At 61.7% G+C, this 20,979-nt stretch carries 25 protein-coding genes; 14 read left to right on the top strand and 11 right to left on the bottom strand.

Annotated features, from left to right (window positions below; genetic code table 11):
• Nucleotides 1-7 precede the first annotated feature (7 nt).
• The 5 genes from gor (at nucleotide 8) to BMZ35_RS02920 (ending at nucleotide 5,300) form a co-directional block, all read left to right on the top strand.
• The gene (gor, locus tag BMZ35_RS02940) at nucleotides 8-1,363 is read left to right on the top strand and encodes a glutathione-disulfide reductase (RefSeq protein ID WP_093090720.1); all 1,356 of its coding nucleotides are present in this window, start codon (nucleotides 8-10) and stop codon (nucleotides 1,361-1,363) included.
• Nucleotides 1,364-1,440: 77 nt separating this feature from the next.
• The gene (gene hflK / locus BMZ35_RS02935; protein WP_093090718.1) at nucleotides 1,441-2,574 is read left to right on the top strand and encodes an FtsH protease activity modulator HflK; all 1,134 of its coding nucleotides are present in this window, start codon (nucleotides 1,441-1,443) and stop codon (nucleotides 2,572-2,574) included.
• Between the two features lies 1 nt (nucleotide 2,575).
• Nucleotides 2,576-3,448 carry a protease modulator HflC gene (hflC, locus tag BMZ35_RS02930; protein ID WP_093090716.1) on the top strand — a complete coding sequence of 291 codons (873 nt, stop codon included), beginning with the start codon at nucleotides 2,576-2,578 and terminating at the stop codon, nucleotides 3,446-3,448.
• On the top strand, nucleotides 3,445-3,642 hold the full coding sequence (locus tag BMZ35_RS02925; RefSeq protein WP_207502878.1) for a DUF2065 domain-containing protein: 198 nt from the start codon (nucleotides 3,445-3,447) through the stop codon (nucleotides 3,640-3,642). Before hflC ends, BMZ35_RS02925 begins: the two co-directional genes overlap by 4 nt.
• 242 nt (nucleotides 3,643-3,884) lie before the next feature.
• Entirely contained in the window at nucleotides 3,885-5,300 is a 1,416-nt protein-coding gene (locus BMZ35_RS02920; protein ID WP_093092506.1) for a DegQ family serine endoprotease, read from the top strand.
• 68 nt (nucleotides 5,301-5,368) lie between these two features.
• Here BMZ35_RS02920 and BMZ35_RS02915 read toward each other — a convergent pair whose 3' ends face one another.
• On the bottom strand, nucleotides 5,369-5,911 hold the full coding sequence (locus BMZ35_RS02915) for a peptidoglycan-binding domain-containing protein (RefSeq protein ID WP_093090714.1): 543 nt from the start codon (nucleotides 5,909-5,911) through the stop codon (nucleotides 5,369-5,371).
• A gap of 60 nt (nucleotides 5,912-5,971) precedes the next feature.
• Entirely contained in the window at nucleotides 5,972-6,343 is a 372-nt protein-coding gene (locus BMZ35_RS02910) for an OB-fold nucleic acid binding domain-containing protein (RefSeq protein WP_093090712.1), read from the bottom strand.
• Nucleotides 6,344-6,472: 129 nt separating this feature from the next.
• Between BMZ35_RS02910 and BMZ35_RS02905 the strand changes: the two genes are divergently transcribed.
• Together BMZ35_RS02905 and BMZ35_RS02900 are read left to right on the top strand one after the other, a co-directional pair.
• On the top strand, nucleotides 6,473-6,796 hold the full coding sequence (locus BMZ35_RS02905) for a 2Fe-2S iron-sulfur cluster-binding protein (RefSeq protein ID WP_093090710.1): 324 nt from the start codon (nucleotides 6,473-6,475) through the stop codon (nucleotides 6,794-6,796).
• Nucleotides 6,796-7,530 (top strand): FG-GAP repeat domain-containing protein, encoded by a 735-nt coding sequence (locus BMZ35_RS02900; protein WP_093090708.1) that lies wholly within the window; start codon nucleotides 6,796-6,798, stop codon nucleotides 7,528-7,530. The genes BMZ35_RS02905 and BMZ35_RS02900 overlap by 1 nt, the downstream gene beginning before the upstream one ends.
• 4 nt (nucleotides 7,531-7,534) lie before the next feature.
• Here BMZ35_RS02900 and BMZ35_RS02895 read toward each other — a convergent pair whose 3' ends face one another.
• The 4 genes from BMZ35_RS02895 to purD all read right to left on the bottom strand — a co-directional run bounded on the left by BMZ35_RS02895 (nucleotide 7,535) and on the right by purD (nucleotide 11,694).
• Nucleotides 7,535-9,124 carry a peptidoglycan-binding protein gene (locus BMZ35_RS02895; RefSeq protein ID WP_093090706.1) on the bottom strand — a complete coding sequence of 530 codons (1,590 nt, stop codon included), beginning with the start codon at nucleotides 9,122-9,124 and terminating at the stop codon, nucleotides 7,535-7,537.
• Nucleotides 9,125-9,149: 25 nt separating this feature from the next.
• Nucleotides 9,150-9,770 (bottom strand): LuxR C-terminal-related transcriptional regulator, encoded by a 621-nt coding sequence (locus BMZ35_RS02890; RefSeq protein WP_093090704.1) that lies wholly within the window; start codon nucleotides 9,768-9,770, stop codon nucleotides 9,150-9,152.
• Nucleotides 9,771-9,842: 72 nt separating this feature from the next.
• The gene (locus tag BMZ35_RS02885; RefSeq protein WP_093090702.1) at nucleotides 9,843-10,430 is read right to left on the bottom strand and encodes a hypothetical protein; all 588 of its coding nucleotides are present in this window, start codon (nucleotides 10,428-10,430) and stop codon (nucleotides 9,843-9,845) included.
• A 1-nt stretch (nucleotide 10,431) separates the two neighbouring features.
• On the bottom strand, nucleotides 10,432-11,694 hold the full coding sequence (gene purD, locus BMZ35_RS02880; RefSeq protein ID WP_093090700.1) for a phosphoribosylamine--glycine ligase: 1,263 nt from the start codon (nucleotides 11,692-11,694) through the stop codon (nucleotides 10,432-10,434).
• A gap of 75 nt (nucleotides 11,695-11,769) precedes the next feature.
• Between purD and xseA the strand changes: the two genes are divergently transcribed.
• Nucleotides 11,770-13,260: an exodeoxyribonuclease VII large subunit gene (gene xseA / locus BMZ35_RS02875; protein WP_093090698.1), complete on the top strand. Its 1,491-nt coding sequence runs from the start codon at nucleotides 11,770-11,772 to the stop codon at nucleotides 13,258-13,260.
• A gap of 76 nt (nucleotides 13,261-13,336) precedes the next feature.
• On the opposite strand, the gene BMZ35_RS02870 is transcribed toward xseA, so the two are convergent.
• Complete coding sequence (locus BMZ35_RS02870; protein ID WP_093090696.1) at nucleotides 13,337-13,729, bottom strand: hypothetical protein; 393 nt, start codon at nucleotides 13,727-13,729, stop codon at nucleotides 13,337-13,339.
• A 38-nt stretch (nucleotides 13,730-13,767) separates the two neighbouring features.
• Complete coding sequence (locus BMZ35_RS02865) at nucleotides 13,768-14,802, bottom strand: alkane 1-monooxygenase (protein ID WP_093090694.1); 1,035 nt, start codon at nucleotides 14,800-14,802, stop codon at nucleotides 13,768-13,770.
• Between the two features lie 261 nt (nucleotides 14,803-15,063).
• On the opposite strand from BMZ35_RS02865, the gene rpmG reads away from it, so the two are divergent.
• The 3 genes from rpmG (at nucleotide 15,064) to BMZ35_RS02850 (ending at nucleotide 16,234) form a co-directional block, all read left to right on the top strand.
• Nucleotides 15,064-15,231, top strand: coding sequence for a 50S ribosomal protein L33 (gene rpmG, locus BMZ35_RS02860; protein WP_007814563.1), 168 nt, complete (start codon nucleotides 15,064-15,066; stop codon nucleotides 15,229-15,231).
• 111 nt (nucleotides 15,232-15,342) lie between these two features.
• The gene (locus BMZ35_RS02855; RefSeq protein WP_093090692.1) at nucleotides 15,343-15,909 is read left to right on the top strand and encodes a GNAT family N-acetyltransferase; all 567 of its coding nucleotides are present in this window, start codon (nucleotides 15,343-15,345) and stop codon (nucleotides 15,907-15,909) included.
• A gap of 31 nt (nucleotides 15,910-15,940) precedes the next feature.
• Nucleotides 15,941-16,234, top strand: a complete 294-nt coding sequence (locus tag BMZ35_RS02850) for a DUF4342 domain-containing protein (protein WP_093090690.1) — start codon at nucleotides 15,941-15,943, stop codon at nucleotides 16,232-16,234.
• 71 nt (nucleotides 16,235-16,305) lie between these two features.
• Here BMZ35_RS02850 and BMZ35_RS02845 read toward each other — a convergent pair whose 3' ends face one another.
• Together BMZ35_RS02845 and BMZ35_RS02840 are read right to left on the bottom strand one after the other, a co-directional pair.
• Entirely contained in the window at nucleotides 16,306-17,043 is a 738-nt protein-coding gene (locus BMZ35_RS02845; protein WP_093090688.1) for a Bax inhibitor-1/YccA family protein, read from the bottom strand.
• 142 nt (nucleotides 17,044-17,185) lie between these two features.
• Nucleotides 17,186-17,392, bottom strand: a complete 207-nt coding sequence (locus tag BMZ35_RS02840) for a DUF1127 domain-containing protein (RefSeq protein ID WP_093090686.1) — start codon at nucleotides 17,390-17,392, stop codon at nucleotides 17,186-17,188.
• Nucleotides 17,393-17,519: 127 nt separating this feature from the next.
• On the opposite strand from BMZ35_RS02840, the gene BMZ35_RS02835 reads away from it, so the two are divergent.
• Complete coding sequence (locus tag BMZ35_RS02835; protein WP_093090684.1) at nucleotides 17,520-18,413, top strand: LysR family transcriptional regulator; 894 nt, start codon at nucleotides 17,520-17,522, stop codon at nucleotides 18,411-18,413.
• Nucleotides 18,414-18,432: 19 nt separating this feature from the next.
• Here the strand turns inward: BMZ35_RS02835 and BMZ35_RS02830 are convergent, their stop codons facing one another.
• Nucleotides 18,433-19,395 (bottom strand): NADPH:quinone oxidoreductase family protein, encoded by a 963-nt coding sequence (locus tag BMZ35_RS02830; RefSeq protein ID WP_093090682.1) that lies wholly within the window; start codon nucleotides 19,393-19,395, stop codon nucleotides 18,433-18,435.
• Nucleotides 19,396-19,704: 309 nt separating this feature from the next.
• Between BMZ35_RS02830 and BMZ35_RS02825 the strand changes: the two genes are divergently transcribed.
• On the top strand, nucleotides 19,705-20,070 hold the full coding sequence (locus tag BMZ35_RS02825; protein ID WP_093090680.1) for a helix-turn-helix domain-containing protein: 366 nt from the start codon (nucleotides 19,705-19,707) through the stop codon (nucleotides 20,068-20,070).
• Nucleotides 20,071-20,127: 57 nt separating this feature from the next.
• Nucleotides 20,128-20,922: a histidinol-phosphatase gene (gene hisN, locus BMZ35_RS02820; RefSeq protein ID WP_093090678.1), complete on the top strand. Its 795-nt coding sequence runs from the start codon at nucleotides 20,128-20,130 to the stop codon at nucleotides 20,920-20,922.
• The last annotated feature ends 57 nt before the right edge of the window (nucleotides 20,923-20,979 follow it).

The raw sequence follows: 20,979 nt of genomic DNA, 5'->3' as shown, positions 1-20,979 counted from the left end.
ACGATACATGTCTTTTGATTATGATCTGTTTGTCATCGGCGGTGGTTCCGGTGGTGTAAGGGCTGCGCGTGTTGCGGCCGCCGAAGGTGTCAAGGTAGCGCTGGCCGAGGAAGACCGTTACGGAGGCACCTGCGTGATCCGGGGCTGTGTGCCCAAAAAGCTGATGGTGTTTGCCAGCGAGTATTCCGGCATGGTGGAAGATGCCGCCGCCTATGGCTGGGACATCAAGCCGGGGCCGTTCAGCTGGGACAATTTCAAGGGCAAGCTGCATGCCGAACTGGACCGGCTGGAGGGCGTCTATCGCAAGCTTTTGGCCAATAGCGGGGTCGAGACCTTTGACCAGCGCGCCAAGCTGGTGGATGCGCATACGGTTGAACTGGCGGACGGGACGCAGAAAAGCGCCAAGCATATCCTTTTGGCGATGGGCGGGCGTCCGGTGATGCCGGACATGCCGGGGGTCGAACTGGGGATCACCTCGAACGACATTTTCCATTTGGAAAAGCTTCCCGAGGACATGCTGATCATCGGCGGGGGCTATATCGCCTGTGAGTTTGCCGGTATCATGCACGGGCTGGGTGTAAAAACCACGCAATATTACCGCGGGGCGCAGATCCTGCGCGGCTTTGATGACGAGGCGCGCGGGTTGATCTGTGAAGAGATGTGCCAGCGCGGGATCGACGTGCATCTTGGCACCAATATCCTTTCCATGGAGAAGGATGGCGACAAGATCCGGGTGAAGGCGACGAATGGCACCGAGCGCCTGTTTGACCAGGTGATGTTCGCCACGGGCCGCGCGCCCAACACCGAAGGCATGGGGCTTGAGGAGATTGGCGTTCAGATCGGGCGCAAGGGCGAAGTGGTTGTCGATGAATACAGCCAGACGGCGGTGCCGTCAGTCTATGCCGTGGGTGATGTCACCGACCGGGTGAACCTTACCCCGGTGGCGATCCGCGAGGGCATGGCGTTCGTGGAAACCGTGTTCAAGGGCAACCCGACGCCGGTCGATCACGAGTTGATCCCGACGGCGATTTTCACCCAGCCGGAAATGGGCACGGTGGGGCTTTCGGAAGAGGAAGCCGCTGAGCAGGAGCCGATTGAGGTTTACGCCACCAGCTTCAAGCCGATGCAGCAAAGCTTTGCCGGGCGGGCCGAGCGGGTGCTTATGAAGCTGATCGTGAGCAAGGCGACACGCAAGGTTCTGGGCTGTCATATCGTGGCCCCGGGGGCGGGCGAGATGATCCAGCTTGCTGGGATCGCCGTAAAAATGGGTGCGACCAAAGAAGATTTTGACCGGACGGTTGCGGTGCACCCGACCATGTCGGAAGAGATCGTGACGATGAAAACGCCGGTACGCTCCGCGTAAATCGGGTTGAAATTTGTGGCGCAGACCTCAGGTTAAGAGCAGCGCCGAAGACGGATGTAGGAAAGGGATGAACCTTTATGGCAGGTAATAGCGGCGGCCCCTGGGGAGGGGGCGGCAATCAGGGCGGCGGAAATCGCGGCAACAACGGGGACGGGCGACGCCCGCCTGAGGGTGGCGGCGACGGTCCGCAGATCCCGGACATTGATGATCTGATGAAAAAGGGTCAGGACCAGCTGCGTGTGCTCATGGGCGGGCGCGGTGGCGGCGGTGGTCGCTCGGGGGGCAATGGCCCGACGGGGGGCGGTGGCCCCAAGCTGACTCGTGGCACTGTAGGCATCGGGATCGTGGTGGCAGGCGTATTCTGGGCGCTGGCCAGTTTCTATTCCGTGAAACCGGAAGAACAGTCGGTTGAGCTGTTCCTTGGTGAGTATTACGCGACCGGCAATCCCGGTCTGAACTTTGCGCCCTGGCCGCTTGTGACGGCCGAGGTTGTCCCGGTTACGAACGAACAGACCGAAGATATTCCGTCAAGTTCGCGCTCGACAGACGGGCTGATGCTTACCGGCGACGAAAACATCGTGGATATTGATTTCCAGGTGGTGTGGAACATCTCGGACCCGGCGCAGTACCTTTTCAACCTGCGCGACCCGGAAACCACGATCCGCGCGGTGGCGGAATCGGCGATGCGCGAGATTATCGCGCAGTCGGAACTGGCACCGATCCTCAACCGGGACCGGGGAATTATTGCCGACCGTCTGCAAGAGCTGATTCAGGAAACGCTGGACACCTATAACTCTGGCGTGAACATCGTTCGGATCAACTTTGACGGTGCCGATCCGCCCGAGCCGGTAAAAGACGCCTTCCGCGAAGTGCAGTCGGCCAGCCAGGAGCGTGACCGCTTGCAGAAACAGGCCGATGCCTATGCCAACCGGGTTCTCGCCGGGGCGCGGGGTGAAGCCGCTCAGGTTCTGGAAGAAGCCGAAGGGTATCGTGCACGGGTCGTGAACGAAGCCGAAGGTGAAGCGAGCCGTTTCTCGGCCGTGCTTGAGGAATACAAGAAGGCGCCGGAGGTGACGCGCAAGCGTCTGTATCTCGAGACCATGGAAGAAGTGTTGGGTGGTATCGACAAGGTGATCATTGATCAGAATGCGTCGGATCAGGGCGTGGTGCCTTATCTGCCGCTGAATGAGCTGCGCAAGGGGGGTAACTGATATGCGGAAAGCCACTTATCTTTTGCCCGTACTGGTGATCGTCGCCGCTGCGGCGCTGTCGTCGGTCTTCATCGTGGATGAACGCGAAAAGGCGCTTGTCCTGCAGTTTGGCCGGGTTGTGACCGTCAAGGAAGATCCGGGCATCGCGTTCAAGATCCCGCTTATTCAGGACGTGGTCAAATATGACGACCGTATTCTGAGCCGTGAAGTGGGCCCGCTGGAAGTCACGCCGCTGGACGATCGACGTCTGGTCGTGGACGCCTTTGCCCGTTATCGGATCGCGGATGTGAAACAGTTCCGTCAGGCGGTTGGTACCGGTGGTATCGAGCTGGCTGAACGGCGTCTGGACAACATTCTGCGCTCGCAGACACGTGAGGTGTTGGGTTCGGTTCGTTCCGATTCGGTGCTGTCGTCGGATCGTGTGTCGCTGATGAACCGCATCCGGGATGCGGCCATCACCGAGGCGCGGGGCCTTGGCCTTGAGGTGATCGACGTGCGTCTGAAACGCACCGACCTGCCGCAGGCCAACCTTGAAGCGACGTTTGCACGGATGCGTGCAGAGCGGGAACGGGAAGCCGCGGACGAGATCGCGCGTGGTGAAGAAGCCGCACAGCGGGTGCGTGCACAGGCCGACCGTACCGTGGTCGAGCTTGTGTCGGATGCAAACCGTCAAAGCGAGATCATCCGAGGTGAAGCAGATGCCCGGCGCAACGCCATTTTCGCCGATGCTTTTGGCGCGGACCCGGAATTCTTTGAATTCTACCGTTCGCTGAATGCGTATCGCGCGGCTTTGGGCGGGGACAACTCGTCGATGGTGATGTCGCCCGACAGCGAGTTCTTCAACTACCTGAAGAGCGACAAGGGCCGCGAATGATCGGCACTGCGCTTTTGGCCATTGGCCTTGTATTGATTGTGGAGGGGCTGGTCTATGTACTGGCCCCTTCGCTTGTTGAAGACCTGCTTGCCGCGCTGCGCAGCCTGCCGGAGGGCCAGCGGCGTACACTGGGTTTGGTGGCGCTGGCGTTGGGGGTGGTCTTTGTCTGGGTGGCCAAGACGCTGGGCGCGTGAGCGATCCGGCGCGCATTTCTTTGCAGGAATCTGCGTTATGGGCGTAATCTTACCGAAAAATTCACGAGTCACTCACGCGGATTTGTGACAAAGCGATAGGTGTGCTGTTGTACTTGCAACGGTAAGAACACATTTTTCAGCCTGACGAACCGGCGGGGCCGGTTCATAGGACCAAAACAGAATAGGGGGAACCTGACGTGAAATCTCAGGCGATTGCAGTGGACCGCCACACTTGGGCCCAGATGCGGCTTTTGTGGCTGGCGTTTCTGACCGGCATGCTGGTGCTGGCACAGGCACTCACGGCACAGGCGCGGCCCGAGAGCTTTGCCGATCTGGCGGAGAAGTTCAGCCCGGCCGTGGTCAATATCACCACATCGACCGTGGTGGCCGGGCGCACCGGGCCGCAGGGCATCGTGCCCGAAGGCTCGCCCTTCGAGGACTTTTTCCGCGAATTCCAGGACCGCCAGGGCGATGGTGACCGCCCGCGCCGCACTTCGGCGCTTGGGTCCGGTTTCGTGATTTCGGAAGACGGATATGTGGTGACAAACAACCACGTGATCGAGGGCGCGGATGAAATCCTGATCGAATTCTACTCGGGCGAGGAATTGCCCGCGAAAGTGATTGGCACCGACAAGAACACTGATATTGCCCTGCTCAAGGTCGAATCCGACAAGCCGCTGCCGTTTGTTTCCTTCGGCGACAGCGACACGGCACGTGTTGGTGACTGGGTCATTGCCATGGGCAACCCGCTGGGGCAGGGATTCTCGGTTTCGGCCGGGATCGTGTCGGCCCGCAACCGGGCGCTGTCGGGCAGCTATGACGACTACATCCAGACCGACGCCGCGATCAACCGGGGCAACTCGGGTGGGCCATTGTTCAACATGGACGGCGAGGTTGTCGGTGTGAACACCGCGATCCTGTCGCCCAACGGCGGGTCGATCGGGATCGGTTTCTCGATGGCGTCGAACGTTGTCAAGAAAGTGGTCGCCCAGCTCCAGGAGTTTGGGGAGACCCGTCGCGGTTGGCTGGGTGTGCGCATTCAGAATGTGAGCGAAGACATGGTCGAAGCGATCGAGGGCCTGGAAACCGCATCGGGCGCCATGGTCACGGATGTGCCGGAAGGGCCGGCGAAAGAAGCTGGCATGGAAGCGGGTGACGTGATCCTGAGTTTTGATGGCGCGGACGTGGAAGACGTGCGTGGGCTGGTCAAGCAGGTGGGCAACACCGATGTGGGCACGACCGTGCGCGTGGTTGTCCTTCGGGATGGCAAGACCCAGACGCTCAAGGTGACTTTGGGCCGTCGTGAAGAGGCCGAAGCTGTGCCGGCGAGTCAGCCCGTGCCGCAGGGCGAGCCGCAGGAGAAAGAAATCCTCGGCCTGACCGTGGCGCCGCTGACCGATGCGCTGCGCAGCGAACTAGGCATTGATGATGGCACCACCGGGCTTGTTGTCGGAGCCGTGGATGAGGCGTCGAAAGCCTATGAAAAGGGCCTGCGCGCCGGGGATGTCCTGACCGAGGCGAGCCAGCAGAAGCTGCTGACGATCTCGGATCTGGAAGACCGGATTGCCGAGGCCAAGGAGGCAGGGCGCAAGTCTTTGTTGCTTCTGGTGCGTCGTGGGGGAGAGCCGCGTTTCGTGGCACTGAGCCTGGAAGAGTAACGTCGCACGCATGACGCGAGATCAAAAAAGCCCCGGCCTCTGGTCGGGGCTTTTTTCTTTGTAGGGACTTATTCCTCGCGCGGAACCGCCACCAAGCCCAGCCGCCGGGCACTTTCCTGCGAGAGGGCCGCGCTGTCGAGCCCACCCGCTTTCTGATAGCGGCGGATGGCGGCACGGGTACGGGCGTCGGGCTGACCGGTGATGGGGCCGTAGAACAGGCCACGCGCCTGCAGGGCGCGTTGCAAGGAGGCGGTGAATTCCTCGGTCCAGACCTCGGGGCAGGGGGTTTCGAACCAGGTTTCGCGGCGTTCCTTGACGATACGTTGCTGGGTTTCCGTGCGGAAAATGGCCGGGCTGAGCACGGTGCCGTCGTCCAGCACTTCGGCGGGTTGCACGATGATCTGTTCGGTGACGGTTTCCACCACGGCCGGGGTCACGTCGCGACCCCAGCAGCTTCCGGGGCGCGCATTGGGCGGGGCGCCTGCGTCTTCTGCGCGGACAATCTCGGGTTCGGCCAGCGCAGCGATATAGGGTACGTCCGCAATCTGCTCCTGGCAGGCGGCGAGAACCGCCAGCGCGATGGCCGGAAGAAGGGCGGATCGGGGGGGCATGCTCGGGCCTCTTGATTTGCTGCGCTCCCTTCTAGCCGGTTTTTGCGCATCTCAAAAGGGTCAGGGTGTGTTCCCGCTCAGAAGTCTGTCGAGCATGGGCGAGATATCCTCGATCCGTTCGGCAATCACATGGGTGACGTTGTTTTCACGCTGAAGCTGCCCGGTGACGCGCAGCATCCGCCCGGCGATCACCGCGCGGCGGAACTGTTCATAGCGCTTGCGCCAGACAATGATGTTCACCACCCCGGTTTCGTCCTCGAGGGTGAGGAAGATTACGCCCTTGGCGGTGCCCGGACGTTGGCGCAGAATCACCAGCCCGGCCACGGTGATGCGGGCACCGTTGGGCGGCTCGACAAGGCGGTCGGCGGTCAACGCCGAGGGGGGGCGGGGCCAGTTGTCATAAGGGGCGCGGGAGGGGGAAATGGTCAGCATAGGAACAAATATAGAACATTTGGATTTTGTCGCAAGGTTGTTCCCGCGATGTCGCAAAAGGGACTGGCAGCGCGGGGCGTGCATGACTAGGTACAGGCGGACGTCAAATAAGAAGGGGAGCCCGAGGGCATGGCAAAGATCACCTATGTCGAGCATAACGGAACCGAGCACACGGTCGAAGTGGCCAACGGTCTGACCGTGATGGAAGGCGCGCGCGACAACAATATTCCGGGCATCGAGGCCGATTGTGGCGGCGCCTGTGCCTGTTCGACCTGCCATGTTTACGTGCATCCTGATTGGGCGGACAAACTGCCCGCCAAGGATGACATGGAAGAGGACATGCTGGACTTTGCCTACGAACCCGATCCGGCCCGCTCGCGCCTGACCTGTCAGATCAAGGTGACGGATGCGCTGGACGGGCTGGTCGTGCAGATGCCCGAAAAGCAGATCTGATGCGGCGCGCGCTCGCCGTTCTGATACTGGCGCTGGCAGTTCCTGCCGTTGCGCTGGCGGGAAGCGATCGCGAAATTCTGTCGGTGCGCTATGACGCGCCGACCACCCGCTATGCCCATGGCGTGCTTGGGGATGCTGTGGAGTGGGGTGCACTGGTCCTCAAGGTGGATACCTGTCCGGCCTGTGCGCTGCTGAAGGCCAAGACCATCAGAATTACCTTGCCGGACACGCGGGTGTTCGAGGACTTGGAGCCGCGCCTTGTGGATCTGGACAATGATGGTCGTCCGGAAGTGGTCGTGGTCGAAAGCGATGTTCGCCTGGGCGCGGCATTGGCTGTTTATGATGAATCCGGCAAAATCGCCCAGACCCCGCATATTGGGCGCACCAACCGCTGGCTTGCGCCTTTAGGGGCGGCGGACCTGGATGGGGACGGCAAGGTCGAGCTGGCCTATATCGACCGCCCGCATCTGGCCAAGACACTGCGCATCTGGCGGTTTGACGGCGGCAAGCTGGTGCACTTGGCCGACAAGCCGGGGCTGACCAATCACAAGATCGGTGAAGATTTTATCTCGGGCGGTATCCGCGACTGCGGCACGGGACCCGAGATCGTGACGGCCAGCGGCGACTGGGCGCGCGTGATGGTGACGACGTATCGCGGCGGCAAGGTCGCCAGCCGCGATGCAGGTCCGTTCAAAGGGTCGAAGAGCCTGTCCGACGCGGTGGCCTGCAAATAGGCCTTTAATGATCGTAAGCCGGATCGCAGAAGCGGAACCGGGCCTGTGCCTCTGACGGGATGCCCATGGCCTGCAGCAGGGCCGGTGTTATGCGCCCCTGTGCCGTGGTGTCACCGGTCAGCCGGTTTTGTGCGGTCTGAATGCCTTCGCGGGTGTTGGGGCCGGGGGCGCCGTCAGGGCGGCCCACATTGATGCCGAGATCGTTGAGCTTGCCCTGAACCATGCGCACCAGTTCCGGATTGGCATCATCCAGAACGCCGCAATAGGCCAGAGGCATGCCGATCTGGTCCGGGGTCAGCGGCACATCGCGGAACAGGTAGCTTTCATCCTTGTAGAACTCGCGGACATAGGCGAGCAGCGCGCCGCGATGGGCATAGTCGCGGATGGCGATGCCGAGCTCTGCGTTGTCGATGCCGACTGCGATTTCCAGCATCTGGTTATAATATTTGAGCGCGGGGTCCTTGGGCATCATCTCGACCTGGCCATAGGTCTCGAATACGCAGCGATTGCTGTCGCAAATCTCGACCTGCCATGTCCCGGCGTTGCTCTTGTGGCCCATGCAGGCAAAGTTGCGCCCGGTTTCGAAGGTAATGAAGGACAGCGCGTCGACCTGAAGGTTATGCACGAGGTCCATGCTGTCGACCTTGTAGGTCGAGCGGAAGCTTTGCCCGCAATAAGCCAAAGCGGCGGCGCGGGTAGCGGTTAGTCGGCCCGGCAGGGGCTGGTTCGGGGCGGCGGCCCAGTCAAAAAGGAAAACATGTTCCCCGGCGAGATCGAGCGGGGTGAGCGTGTACATGTCCTCGGGGGCGGTGGCGAACATGCGGTCCATCAACCCGATGGACACGCCGGACCCGAGGAAGAACTTGGTCACGGCATTGGTCGAGCGGGACAGAATGGTGAGGATCTGGTCGACTTCACCCGCAGAATAGTCACGGCGGGGCAGGGTGATCGCGGGCTGGTGCACGCCGACGCGGGAGGTGACATGGGCAAAGCGGCGGGGAAAGAAGCGGCCCTCGTAGCTGGTGTAGCCGCCAAGAAACATCAGCGTGCAGGCGCTTTCGCAGGTGGCGTTGGGGCCGACGACGGTGACGAAGTTTTCTGACCGTATGATTTCGGCCAGCCGCAGCGCCTCGGCGAAGTTGCCGCCCGGTGAGTCGAGAGAAATCACGTTCGCAAAGGGGCAATAGCCGGGGGCGCGGCAGTTGCTGAACCCGCCTGCCTTGATCAGCCTTTGCAAAACCTCGGCATCGCCTTTTTCGATCTGTCCTGAAAGGTGGATCACGCGCCCGGCCTGCAGGCTTCCGACGGCGGCAGGAATGAGCAGGGTTTCATAGCTGTGCGCGCCGTCCGAGCGGATTGCATTGCCCCGAAACACCCAGTCCCAATCCTCTTGTACCCCTTCCAGCGTGGGTTTGGAGGGGCCGAGGCCCTGAATGAAGCCGATCGCCTCGGAATAGGTCTGGTTCAGGTCGAGAAGCTGAAACCGGGGATCGCCATATGGGTTGGTGGCGCGGATTTCGAAATTTGCGGCCTGTGCCGAAAGTGCGGTCAGGAAACCGATCAGAGTCAGAACCGCCCCGAATAGTCTTGTCATGGTGGGGTCTCCCTGGCTTGGGGGATCAGCGGGCCGAGAACTGGTGCCCGGCGTTGATCACGTGATCGCCGCTGATCGCGCCGAGGGACTGGAACAGGGCGGCGGTGTTGGTGGCCCCGAATTTCTTCAGGAGCTTGGCGCGGTGGACCTCGACGGTGCGGTTGGACATTTCCAGAACCTTGGCGATTTCCTTGGAGGTCATGCCTTCGCTCATCAGGGAAAATACTTCGCGCTCGCGGCGGGTGAGTTGCTGATAGGGGCGGGTGTCGGAAAGGTCGGCAAAGCTCCAGACCGCGCGCATGAGAGGGTCTTCGGGGGTAAACGTGTGGCCGCGCACCCGGCACCAGAACATCTCGCCCCCATTGCGCATCATCACGCGTTCGTCCCAGTAGATGCCGCCTTCGCGTAGGCAGTCGACGCCGCGGTTCCGGATATTGGCGAATTCTTCCTGGCTGGGATAGAGGATGGCAAAGGTCTGATCGCGCAGGGCGGCGCGTTCGTAGCCGAACATATTGGCAAAGGTCTGGTTGCAGTCGCGGATCACGCGGTTTTCGGTCACAACGATGCCGACCGGCACGAAATGAAAGGCCAGATCGGTGAACTCACCGCTTTGATAGGCATCCGCAACGGATGGTGTGTCGGACATGGGTCCGGCTCCCGTATTTTCTCCCCTGAAGGGCAGGTTACTGTGCGTATGGGGGACTGGCAAACGCTTTGCTCAGGGGGTTTCTTCGACCTTGCCCCCAGCCATGTAGGTCAGGATTGGCGGGAGCAGGGTGAGCGCGATGCGTGGCGGGCGTTTCCACGGGTTATAGGCGCGGATCAGAAGGCCGCCAAATAGGGTCAGGCCCAGAAGCGGGACGGCGGCCTCGGTCAGGCGGCTGGAGGAAACGCCGCTGAGCAGGGCGGCGGTGAAAAGCCCTGCCCCGGCGAGGGCCGACAGAAGGCCGACGGCAAAGATCGCCTTGCGCGCGCGGCCATGTTCGCCAAACAGGATCTGTTGGTCCGGCAGGGCTTCGCCAAGCGCGCTGACCAGCCCGTGAAAGGCGGCGAAATCGTCGGTGAGATAGGCGTCGCGGCTTGGCAGGTTGGCGTTGATGTGGTGCGTTTCATCGCCGCTCATCAGGTCAAGCCGCCAAATCTTGCGGCCATGGGCCTTGTAGGAGGCAAAGGCCGCGTCGGTGATATTGGCCAGCTGCAGGGACCATTCGGCACGGTCGTCCTTGAGGCAGGTGAGGCGATCCGCGTCCAGCCGGAACACCCGTTCGGAGCGAACGGGCGCCGGGCGGAAGCGGAACTCGACCATGTCAGAGCGCCCGCCAGCCGATATCGCGGCGGAAGAACCCGCCGGGCCAGTCGATGGCGTCAACCATGGCATAGGCGCGGTCGCGGGCCTCTTGCAGGCTGTCACCGCGCGCCGTCACGTTGAGCACACGACCGCCCGAGGCGGTGATGGCGCCGTCCCTGGCGGTGGTGCCGGCGTGGAATACCATGTTCATGCTGTCCTCGGGCAGGGCATCAAGCCCCTTGATCACCGAGCCTTTTTCGTAACTGCCGGGATAGCCGTTGGCGGCCATGACCACGGTGATGGCGTGATCGTCGGCCCAGTTGACCTCGACGCCGTCAAGACGTTCTTCGGCGGCGGCATGCATCAGGTCCATCGCCTGTGCCCCAAGGCGCATCATCAGAACCTGGCATTCCGGGTCGCCAAACCGGACGTTGTATTCCACAAGGCGTGGCTGGCCGTCCTTGATCATGAAACCGGCATAGAGCACGCCCTGATAAGGCGTGCCGCGCCGTGCCATTTCGTCGATCGTGGGCTGAATGATCTGATCAAGCGCCTTTTTTGCCACCTCGTCGGTGAGAACGGGGGCCGGGGAATAGGCGCCCATGCCGCCGGTGTTGAGACCGGTGTCGCCTTCGCCAACGCGCTTGTGATCCTGCGCCGTGCCGATGGGCAGCGCGGTCTTGCCGTCGCAGAGGATGAAGAAGGAGGCTTCTTCGCCCTCCATGAACTCTTCGATCACCACCTCGGCGCCCGCGCCGCCAAAGGCGCCGCCGAACATGTCGTCGATGGCGTCCAGCGCGGTTTGTTCATCCATGGCCACGATCACGCCCTTACCGGCGGCCAGCCCGTCGGCTTTGACCACGATGGGCGCGCCCTGTTCGCGGATATAGGCCTTGGCGGCGTCGGCGTCGGTAAAGTGGCCATAGGCGGCGGTGGGAGCGTTGGCCGCGTCGCAGATTTCCTTGGTAAAGCTTTTGGAGGCCTCGAGTTTCGCGGCGGCCGCGGAAGGGCCAAAGACGAGGATTCCCGCCTCGCGCAGGCGATCGGCCACACCGACGGCAAGCGGTGCCTCGGGGCCGACGATGACAAAGTCGATGGCGTTTTCTTCGGCGAAATTTACCACCGCGCCGCCATCCATGATGTCGATCCCGGCGCAGTCGGCGATCTGGGCGATCCCGGCATTGCCCGGCGCAACGATCAGCTTGTCGCATTTGGGGTTTTGCAGGACGGCCCATGCCAGCGCATGTTCCCGTCCGCCGCTGCCGAGAATGAGAATGTTCATGGGGGGTGCCCTTCTGCTTGGCCTTCGGTTGTGCGCGTTCTAAGCTGTGGGACGCAGAGTGACAAGCGAGGCCAAATGTCCGACCTCATCGATTCCCCCATCGAAGGCGAAAACGCCCCGGAATTCTCGGTGTCCGAGATTTCCGGCGCCTTGAAACGCACCATCGAGGGCGCCTTTGGGCGCGTGCGGGTGCGCGGCGAAGTGGGGCGGGTGATGCTGGCGCGCTCGGGGCATCTCTACTTTGACGTCAAGGATGACCGTTCGGTCATTGCCGCGGTGAGTTGGAAAGGTCAGGTGAGCCGCCTGTCGATGATGCCCGAAGAGGGTATGGAGGTGGTGGTCACGGGCAAGCTGACCACCTTTGGCAGCCAGTCGAAGTACCAGATCAATGTTGATGACGTGACCGTCGCAGGCGAAGGCGCGCTGATGGCGATGCTGGAAAAGCGCAAAAAGGCTCTGGCGGCCGAGGGGCTGTTTGCCGAGGAGCGCAAGCGGCCCTTGCCCTATCTGCCCGAGATCATTGGCGTGGTCACGTCGCCGAGCGGTGCGGTGATCCGCGATATCCTGCATCGGCTGCGCGACCGGTTTCCGCGCAAGGTTCTGATCTGGCCCGTGGCCGTGCAGGGCGAACAATGCGCGCCGCAGGTGACGCGTGCGATCGAGGGGTTCAACCGTTTGACGCCGGGCGGAGCGATGCCGCGCCCGGACCTCCTGATCGTGGCCCGGGGCGGTGGATCGATCGAGGATCTTTGGGGGTTCAACGAGGAAATCGTGGCCCGTGCGGCGGCGGCTTCCGAGATTCCGCTGATTTCGGCGGTCGGGCACGAGACAGATACCACGTTGATAGATTTCGTGTCGGATCGGCGGGCGCCCACCCCGACGGCGGCGGCGGAGCTTGCGGTGCCTGTGCGGCTGGACCTGCTGGCGTGGGTGGATGAACAGGGCGCGCGGCTGACGCGGGCGATGGGCAATGCTGTCGGTCAGCGCGGACAGCGCCTGCGCGATGTCGCGCGCGCCTTGCCACGGGCCGAGGCCCTGTTGCAGACGCCGCGCCAGCGGCTGGACGAGGCGTCAGATCGTCTCCCCCGTGCGCTGGTCGCCGGGGTGCAGCAACGCAAGGTCACGCTTTCGCAGACCAGCGGTTCGCTGCGCGCCAGCACGCTGCGGCGCATAATCGAGGGCAAACGCGAGGCGCTCTATCGCCGTTCCGACCGGTTGCGCACAGATGCGTTGGAGCGTGAAATAGATCGCCGCAAGGACAGGATCGACGACCTGCACAGGCGGCTGGAGGACGCCTATTTGCGCCGGATCAGATTGCAGCAGGACAAGCTGGCGGGACTTGAGCGCATGCGCCAGACACTGGGCTATCACGCGACGCTGGAGCGTGGTTACGCCGTGGTACGCGGGGACGGGGCGCTGGTGAAAACGGCCAAAGCGGCCAAGAAGGCGCAGGTGCTGGAAATCGAATTCGCGGATGGCAAGTTCACGCCGGGCGGCCCGGCCACGGCTGCGCCAAAAAAGCCAGCCAAACCCAAGGATACACCCGAACAGGGCAGCCTTTTCTGACCCGCTTCTTCATGTTGCCGAAAATACTCCGGGGAATCGCGGCCATGCCGCGATGGGGCAGCGCCCCTCCTACCTGTCAGACCCCCACTTCCGGGCCAAGACAAAGCATCTCTTCTCCGGTGGATTCGATCTCGTAAAGCGTGCGTCCGCCGGGACGGTTTTCGAACGTTGCTGTAAGGCCGCGACTGCCAAGGAAGAAACTCCAACATTGCGGGCCATCGCTTTCTTCGTAGACAAAGCAGATTTGTTGATTGTCCTCGTACCAATACCCTTCCTTGCATTGTCCATCGAGAAAGGACCAGCGGACCCGGCGGTCGGGCAGGTATTCTTCGACACCATAGCGCTGACCATCGGCCGCAAAGAAGAGGGTCTTTCCCTCGGCATAGGCTTCGAATTCGGCGGCCGTCATGGGCGATTGCGCCCAGAGCGGCGCGGCGAGGAGGCTGAAGAGGAGGAGCACGCGTTTCATGGATCCATGCTGCCAAAACCCGTCCGCGCGATCCAGTCTCAATCCCGGGGCGCGCGCAAAGCCGCCACTCGCGGATCCATCACGCGCCGCCAGAGGGGCGGCCAGAGCGCCAGCGCGCCCATGGCCGGAAGGGAGCGGGGCAGGGTGGGCATTGTGTCGGCATCAAGGCGCAGCGATGGGTAGCTGCGCAGCGGGTGCATGTGGTGATCCGAATGGCGCGGGGCATTCAGCATCAAGGCCGAAGAAAAGAAATGCGGTGCATTCCAGCTATGGGCGGAAGAGACTGGTTCCGGCTTGCCCGAGTCACTGACGGCGCGGGTCAGGCCATAGTGTTGCACGTAGTCCGACACCAGAAGCTGCATCTGGGCATATCCTGTCACAGTGATCAGCGCGGCGAGACCCGCAGGGCCGAAGAGCACCCCGGCAATGCCGCAGGCCGCGAGAGCGCCGCCGACATAGACGATATAGGGGTGGGTCCAGGGCTGCGCGCGGCGGGTGGCGCGGGCGCGCAGGGCGTTTTCTGCCCTAAGACCTTCGACAAAGGAACCGACCCACGCGCGCGGCCAGAATCGGTAAAAGCTCTCGCCCCGGCGTGGGCTGTTGGGGTCATGCGGGGTGGCGACCCAGACATGGTGCACGCGGGTATGAGCCGACGTGTGATGGCCAAAGAGCAGGCTGGTATAGATCAGCATGCCCAGCCGCCGCGGCCAGCGGGCCTGTTTGTGGATCAGCTCATGCGCATTGGGGTTGCTGACTTGCCCGAAGAAGATGCCAAAGCCGAGGAAACAGGCAAGCCGCTCGGCCCATCCGAACCCGCCTGCGCCCGAGATGGCGTAGACGGCAATCAGGAGAAGCGGGAAGTGCGCGAGGCCCAGAAACACGGCCAGCCCTTCGCCCACAGGGAACTCGCCATTGCTTTTGCGCCGTGCGGCAGCCCCCTGGACCAGGAGGTCGACGGCAAGGGTGAAGGCGGTCAGGTAGATCAGCGCCAGCAGCGGCCAGACACCGCCCAACATCCCGGCGGCCAGCAAAAGGGCGGCGGGCGTGGTGGTGGCAAGCGTGAACCAGAGCATGACGATTCCCGACAACGGCGAAAATTGCAGTATTTGCCCACAAGGGTGCCGGGCAGGCAAGTCGGCCGCAGCGGCAAGGTATGGCTCCAATGCGCCGGACATGGCTTGATTTCGTGGGGATCGTGTCGAATTTGCGTAAATACGCGGGGTCGCGAAAAATCTTTGGTCGGGGCCATTGACTCGGGGGCGGGCATCAGTAAAAGGCAGGCTTCATGAGAATTTCACGGGGCGGTCTGTCTGCCTCGGCGCAGGAGAAGACAAATGGCGAAGCCGACGACCATCAAGATCCGTCTGAACTCGACCGCGGGCACGGGCCATTTCTACGTGACCAAGAAAAATGCGCGCACCATGACTGAAAAGATGGTCGTACGTAAGTACGACCCGGTGGTGCGCAAGCATGTCGAGTACAAAGAAGGCAAGATCAAGTAAGATCCCCCCTTCCGACACATGCAAAAGCCGCGCCAACCAAGGCGCGGCTTTTTGCATTTGAAGACCCCGGTCGCGCCCTGAACTCCAAGAAAAGATTTTCAGGATGCCACCATGTCCCAATATTTTAGTATTCACTCCGCCTCGATTTCCGACAGGTCCGATGTGACTGCGTTGCTGCGCCGGTCCTACCCGCAGCTGTTGCCCGATGACTATGACGCCCGTCTCTTGCGCGACGCGCTGCCTCTGATCACCACGGCGCAGCCTGCCCTTCTGGCCTGTGGTACCTATTTCGTGGCGCGTTGTCCCGAAAGCGGGGTGATCGTTGGCGCGGGCGGCTGGACCGATCTCAGCCCGGCGCGTGGCATTTACGGTCCGGGACAGGGGCATGTGCGGCACGTGGCAACCGACCCGGATTGGTTGCGTCGCGGTGTGGCAGCGGCGTTGATCGCGCATACGCTGGCTTCGGCGCGGGCGATGGGCATGACGCGGATGCATTGCATGAGTACGCTGACCGCACGTCCGTTCTATGCGGCCATGGGGTTTCGCCCTGTCGGCGAAATCGAGCTTACCCTAGCACCGGGGGTATATTTTCCCGCGGTCCAGATGGTGCGAGACCTGGAAGACCTGCAAGATGTTGATGAGTGTTATGGCGCCGTTACACCGGATGCGGTTGAATAGGCGTGGTATTTGTAGAAAGGAGCGCATTGGCATGTCAGACGACAAGAAACCCGATTGGATCGAAGAGATCGAAGTGGCCGGGGAAAAGCTGGTCGAAGAGGTCAAGCGGATTGCGGCAGAGGGTAAGGCGAGCCGAATCCGTATTTATGAACCGGACGGCGATATCGCGGTTGATATTCCGCTGACCGTGGGGGCCATTGCCGGGGGTGCGGTTGTTTTGGCCGCGCCAGTGCTGGCCATCGTGGGCGCGCTGGCCGCGTTTGTCAGCAAGGTCAGGATCGAGATCGTCCGCGAGGACCCGCCTGAAGAAGACGGCGCGGATTGAAATGCGTCTTTGCAAAAAGAAAAGGCCGGTCCCGAAGGACCGGCCTTTGTCTTGGTTGAGACGTCTGCGCGTTACTCGCGATTGCCGAGCAGTTGCAGCAGGAACATGAACATGTTGATGAAGTCGAGATAGAGGTTCAGGGCCCCCATGATCGCGGCTTTGCCCAACCATTCGCTGTCGCCATGATGGGCGTGCTGCAGGTAGGTGTTCTTGATGTTCTGCGTGTCATAGGCGGTGAGGCCGGCAAAGATCAGCACGCCGAGGATCGTGATCGCGAAATGGATCGCGGGCGAGCCGAGGAAGATGTTGATGATCGACGCCACGAGGATCCCGATCACACCCATGATCAGGAAGCTGCCCCAGCCCGAGATGTCTTTCTTGGTCGTGTAGCCCCAGAGGGACAGACCCGCGAAAGCGATCGAGGTCACAAGGAAGACCTGCGCGATCGAGAAGCCGGTGAAGGCCACGAAGATCCACGACAGGGACAGGCCCATGACCGCCGCAAAGGCGTAGAAGAACAGTTGCGCGCCAGCCGCCGACAGTCGGTTGATGGCCGCGCCGAATGCAAAGACCATAATCAGCGGCGCAAACATGACGATCCAACCCAGGATGTTGGGTTGCAGGGTCATGGGATCGCGGAACATGCCGAGCAGGGCGGGCGACGTGCCCACGGCCCAGGCAACCGCGAAAGTAATGAGCATGCCCACGGACATCGTGCCGTAGACTTTGTTCATGTGGGCGCGCAGCCCTTCATCAATCTGGGCCGCGCGCGCGCCTACGCCGCTCCGGATTGTGTCAAATTCAGCCATTCAAGCCTCCGATATTGAACTTTTGGGCCGCCCGATCCCTCGGGCAGCCGTCACAGATGAATATCGGTGAGATGATGGGGCTTTTCAAGGATTACACGCCGGAGAAACGCGAAATAGATTGTTGAAAAGCCGCGGGGCTGGTTTAGCCGCGCCAGTTGGTCGGGACATCCCAGACCGGGCGCTTAAGTTCTGCTTCCACATCCGCACGGGTCAGGCCCAGATCCTTCAGCGCAGCAGCATCAAGCCGGTTCAGCGCACGACGCTGGCGCATAACGGCGGCAGCTTTGGTGATGGCGCTGGTATCAAACGAAATGCCGAACGAACGGCCGATTGTGCTGAGAAGGGTCATGGCGTGTTCCTTTCCTGATCTGCGATGAGTCTTCCATGTTTCATCAAATTGCTTGATGTATATGGAGGAGTGTGGTCTATTTTAAAAACGAATAGTTGTGACGTGATGCATCAAGGATGTTGATGAAATGCGAAATCTCGACGTAACGACCCTTCGCAGCTTCGTGGCGGTCGCCGATCTTGGCGGTGTGACACGGGCCGCAGGGTTCCTGCATCTGACCCAATCGGCGGTGTCGATGCAGTTGAAGCGGTTGGAGGAACTGATCGGTGTGGCGTTGCTTGACCGTTCCGGACGGGGAATTGCCCTGACTCCGGCGGGTGAGCAGATGCTGGGCTACGCGCGGCGCATGGTGACGCTCAATGACGAGATCATGCGGCGATTGACCGACGATACCTTCGAGGGGGAAATTTCGCGCGGAGTTCCCCATGACATCGTTTACCCGGTTATTCCCCGGGTGTTGCAACAGTTCAATGCGGCCTTTCCACGTGTGAAGGTGCATCTGGTGTCGTCCTTCACACGTGCGCTCAAGCAGCAGTATGAAAAGGGCGAGATGGACCTGATCCTGACCACCGAAGCGGAAAAGCCGGAAAGCGCAGAAGGGCTATGCCAACTGCCGCTGGTTTGGATCGGGGCGCCGGGGGGTGCGAGCTGGCGGCGGCGGCCGATCCAGTATGCTTCGGGGCGGCAATGCGTTTTCCGCGCGCGGGCAATTGGATCGTTGGACAAGGCCGGGATCGAATGGGAATCGGCGCTGGAAACCGAGTCCGACCGGACGGTGGAGGCCACGATTGCGGCCGATCTGGGGATTGGGGCCATGATCGAGGGGACCGAGCCGCAGCAACTCGAGGTGATCGACCACGGCGGCGCGCTGCCTGACCTGGGTGAGCAGTATATCAACATGTATGGGGGCGACGCGGCGAAGGGCGACGCGATCACCCATCTCGCCGGTTTGGTCCGTAAGGGGTTCCGCCCGATCTCGACCCGCCAGGAGCACCCGGTACGCCTCGGGGTAGTGCGCTGAGCCCCACCCCGCTCCGGAATCAGTCGATGGTGACAACCACTTTGCCGGTTGATTTGCGGCTGCGTAAAAGTTCGTAGGCTTCTGCCGCCTGATCAAGCGGCAGGGAGTGGCTGATGTGCGGCGTGATCTTGCCTTCGGAATACCAGCGGAACAGGGTGGTCATGCTGTCGGTGATGACCGACGGTTTGAAGGCCATGTAGCCGCCCCAGTATAGACCCATCACGGTGAGGTTCTTGACCAGAAGGTGGTTGGCCGGGATTTGCGGCACGTCCCCCGAGGCGAAGCCGATGGGCAGCAGGCGTGCTTCGGGGCGGCAGGCGCGGAAAGCGGCCTTGAACTGCTCGCCGCCCACCGGGTCATAGACAACGTCGGCCCCGCCGAGCGCCTTGACCGCGGTGCGGATATCGTCGGTTTTGGCGTCGATCAGGTGATCGGCCCCCATTTTGCGCGCCACTTCCAGCTTGTCGGCCCCGCGGGCGCAGGCGATCACGTTTGCGCCCATCAGCTTGCCGATCTCGACAGCGGTCAGGCCCACCCCCCCTGCGGCACCCAGTACCAGCAGGTTTTCTCCGGGTTGCAGGCGGGCACGGTAATCCAGCGCCACGTGGCTGGTGCCGTAGGCGACCGGGAAGGCGGCTGCGTGTTCAAAGCTCATGCTGTCGGGCAGCGGCACCGCCTGGTTCGCATTGTAGCAACCGTACTCGGCCAGCCCGCCACCGCCACCGAACACCACAACGCGAGTACCAATGGCCGGGCCTTCGGTATCCGGACCCAGGGCGTCTACCTCGCCCGAAACTTCCATGCCAAGCACGAAGGGCAGTTCTGGCGTGTCCTGATAGGTGCCCTTGATCATGAGGAGATCGCCAAAATTCAACGCGCAGGCGCGGATCCGGATGCGGATCTGACCCTTGGCAGGCTCGGGGCGGGGAATGTCTGCGATGCTTGGGGGCGATTCGTGGGACGTGACCTGATATGCGCGCATTGTGATATGTTCCTCTGTCTGATGCTGTTTGATTACACAGCCTTGCGAACCCGTGTCAAAACGCCAAACCGATTTGCGCCGAAACGCGACACCGCGTCACGAGCTTGAAACAAGCAATGATTGAATGTGATGCCTTTTCGTTAACCGCTTGCTTGTATCAATATTCTTGATTGCGTGGTCAAAGATGTTAAAGTGACGCATCGCTGTAGGGATGCGCGGCGACGTCAAGATGGTCTCACGTTGAGGGAGATGGGAACCGACGCGTGATGCGGTGAAAGCCGTATGAAAGTTATAAAGGAGTCGTGTGTGATGACGCACCCAGTAGATGTGCATGTTGGGAAACGCATTCGTCAGCGCCGGTGGTTGACCGGGATGACGCAGCAGCAGCTGGCCGAGCAGGTCGGCATCAAGTTCCAACAGATTCAAAAATACGAGACCGGCGCAAACCGCGTCAGCGCGTCACGGCTTTGGGACATCGCGGATGCTCTCGACGTTCCGGTAAGCTTCTTCTTCGAGGGGCTGGATGCGGAAGAGGGCGAACTGGCCAAGAAAGTGCCAGCCGACCTGATGGGGGACAAGGAAGCGCTCGACCTGATCCGCTCCTACTATGCGATCCCAGAGAACCAGCGCCGCCGCCTGTTCGAGCTTGCGCGGGTTTTAAGCGACGTAGCTTGAGTTTTCTTCCGCCCTGGGCTAGCGCAGAGAGTGTTGGCAAGGGCGAAGGAAAATCAAGTGAACCGGTCAGACACTAGTGAAATCATTCGGGTGGCGCATGCGATGGCAGACGCCGCCCGAATTGCGATTCTGCCTCATTTTCGGGCCGCGGGCCTGACGGCGGAGAACAAGCTGGATGCTGGGTTCGACCCGGTGACGGTTGCGGACCGGGCCGCAGAGCAGGCGATGCGCGACATCCTTGCCGAAGTGCGGCCGCAGGATGCGATCCTTGGGGAAGAATTTGGCAACAAGGCGGGGACCAGTGGCCTGACATGGGTTCTGGATCCGATCGACGGCACGCGCGGCTTCATCAGCGGCACGCCGACTTGGGGCGTGTTGATTGCGCTGTCCGATGAAACGGGGCCGATCTTTGGTATTGTCGACCAGCCGTATGTGCAGGAGCGGTTTGTGGGTGGCTTCGGGTTGGCGACGGTCAACGGACCGACTGGCGAACACGCGCTCAGGACCCGGGCGACGCAGAATTTGGAAGATGCCATTCTGTTCACCACCTTCCCGGAGATCGGTACGGAGGCCGAGCGTCGCGGGTTCGAGGCTGTCGAACAGCAGGTGCGGCTGACCCGGTACGGAATGGATTGCTATGCTTATGCCCTGATCGCGGCGGGGCAAGTCGACCTTGTGATCGAGGCGGGTCTCAATGCGTATGATATCCAAGCGCCGATTGCCGTGATCGAAGCTGCGGGCGGTGTCGTCACTGATTGGCAGGGCGGTCCGGTCCACGAAGGTGGACAGGTTCTTGCCGCCGCCAACCCAGAGTTGCACGCCAAGGCGCTGGAAAAACTTCAGAAGGGTTGATCTGCGCAAGTTGCAGCCGCTAAACTGGGGATGCACCGAGTCCTTTGCCCGTCTTCT

Source organism: Shimia aestuarii (assembly GCF_900114635.1).
Taxonomy (GTDB): domain Bacteria; phylum Pseudomonadota; class Alphaproteobacteria; order Rhodobacterales; family Rhodobacteraceae; genus Shimia; species Shimia aestuarii.
Note: the sequence above shows the minus strand (reverse complement) of the source record. Positions and strands in the feature narration are given on the sequence as shown.

Coding starts and splice junctions, on each gene's coding strand:
- gor (WP_093090720.1), top strand. CDS start 8: ATGTCTTTTGATTATGATCTGTTTGTCATCGGCGGTGGTTCCGGTGGT.
- hflK (WP_093090718.1), top strand. CDS start 1,441: ATGGCAGGTAATAGCGGCGGCCCCTGGGGAGGGGGCGGCAATCAGGGC.
- hflC (WP_093090716.1), top strand. CDS start 2,576: ATGCGGAAAGCCACTTATCTTTTGCCCGTACTGGTGATCGTCGCCGCT.
- BMZ35_RS02925 (WP_207502878.1), top strand. CDS start 3,445: ATGATCGGCACTGCGCTTTTGGCCATTGGCCTTGTATTGATTGTGGAG.
- BMZ35_RS02920 (WP_093092506.1), top strand. CDS start 3,885: ATGCGGCTTTTGTGGCTGGCGTTTCTGACCGGCATGCTGGTGCTGGCA.
- BMZ35_RS02915 (WP_093090714.1), bottom strand. CDS start 5,911: ATGCCCCCCCGATCCGCCCTTCTTCCGGCCATCGCGCTGGCGGTTCTC.
- BMZ35_RS02910 (WP_093090712.1), bottom strand. CDS start 6,343: ATGCTGACCATTTCCCCCTCCCGCGCCCCTTATGACAACTGGCCCCGC.
- BMZ35_RS02905 (WP_093090710.1), top strand. CDS start 6,473: ATGGCAAAGATCACCTATGTCGAGCATAACGGAACCGAGCACACGGTC.
- BMZ35_RS02900 (WP_093090708.1), top strand. CDS start 6,796: ATGCGGCGCGCGCTCGCCGTTCTGATACTGGCGCTGGCAGTTCCTGCC.
- BMZ35_RS02895 (WP_093090706.1), bottom strand. CDS start 9,124: ATGACAAGACTATTCGGGGCGGTTCTGACTCTGATCGGTTTCCTGACC.
- BMZ35_RS02890 (WP_093090704.1), bottom strand. CDS start 9,770: ATGTCCGACACACCATCCGTTGCGGATGCCTATCAAAGCGGTGAGTTC.
- BMZ35_RS02885 (WP_093090702.1), bottom strand. CDS start 10,430: ATGGTCGAGTTCCGCTTCCGCCCGGCGCCCGTTCGCTCCGAACGGGTG.
- purD (WP_093090700.1), bottom strand. CDS start 11,694: ATGAACATTCTCATTCTCGGCAGCGGCGGACGGGAACATGCGCTGGCA.
- xseA (WP_093090698.1), top strand. CDS start 11,770: ATGTCCGACCTCATCGATTCCCCCATCGAAGGCGAAAACGCCCCGGAA.
- BMZ35_RS02870 (WP_093090696.1), bottom strand. CDS start 13,729: ATGAAACGCGTGCTCCTCCTCTTCAGCCTCCTCGCCGCGCCGCTCTGG.
- BMZ35_RS02865 (WP_093090694.1), bottom strand. CDS start 14,802: ATGCTCTGGTTCACGCTTGCCACCACCACGCCCGCCGCCCTTTTGCTG.
- rpmG (WP_007814563.1), top strand. CDS start 15,064: ATGGCGAAGCCGACGACCATCAAGATCCGTCTGAACTCGACCGCGGGC.
- BMZ35_RS02855 (WP_093090692.1), top strand. CDS start 15,343: ATGTCCCAATATTTTAGTATTCACTCCGCCTCGATTTCCGACAGGTCC.
- BMZ35_RS02850 (WP_093090690.1), top strand. CDS start 15,941: ATGTCAGACGACAAGAAACCCGATTGGATCGAAGAGATCGAAGTGGCC.
- BMZ35_RS02845 (WP_093090688.1), bottom strand. CDS start 17,043: ATGGCTGAATTTGACACAATCCGGAGCGGCGTAGGCGCGCGCGCGGCC.
- BMZ35_RS02840 (WP_093090686.1), bottom strand. CDS start 17,392: ATGACCCTTCTCAGCACAATCGGCCGTTCGTTCGGCATTTCGTTTGAT.
- BMZ35_RS02835 (WP_093090684.1), top strand. CDS start 17,520: ATGCGAAATCTCGACGTAACGACCCTTCGCAGCTTCGTGGCGGTCGCC.
- BMZ35_RS02830 (WP_093090682.1), bottom strand. CDS start 19,395: ATGCGCGCATATCAGGTCACGTCCCACGAATCGCCCCCAAGCATCGCA.
- BMZ35_RS02825 (WP_093090680.1), top strand. CDS start 19,705: ATGACGCACCCAGTAGATGTGCATGTTGGGAAACGCATTCGTCAGCGC.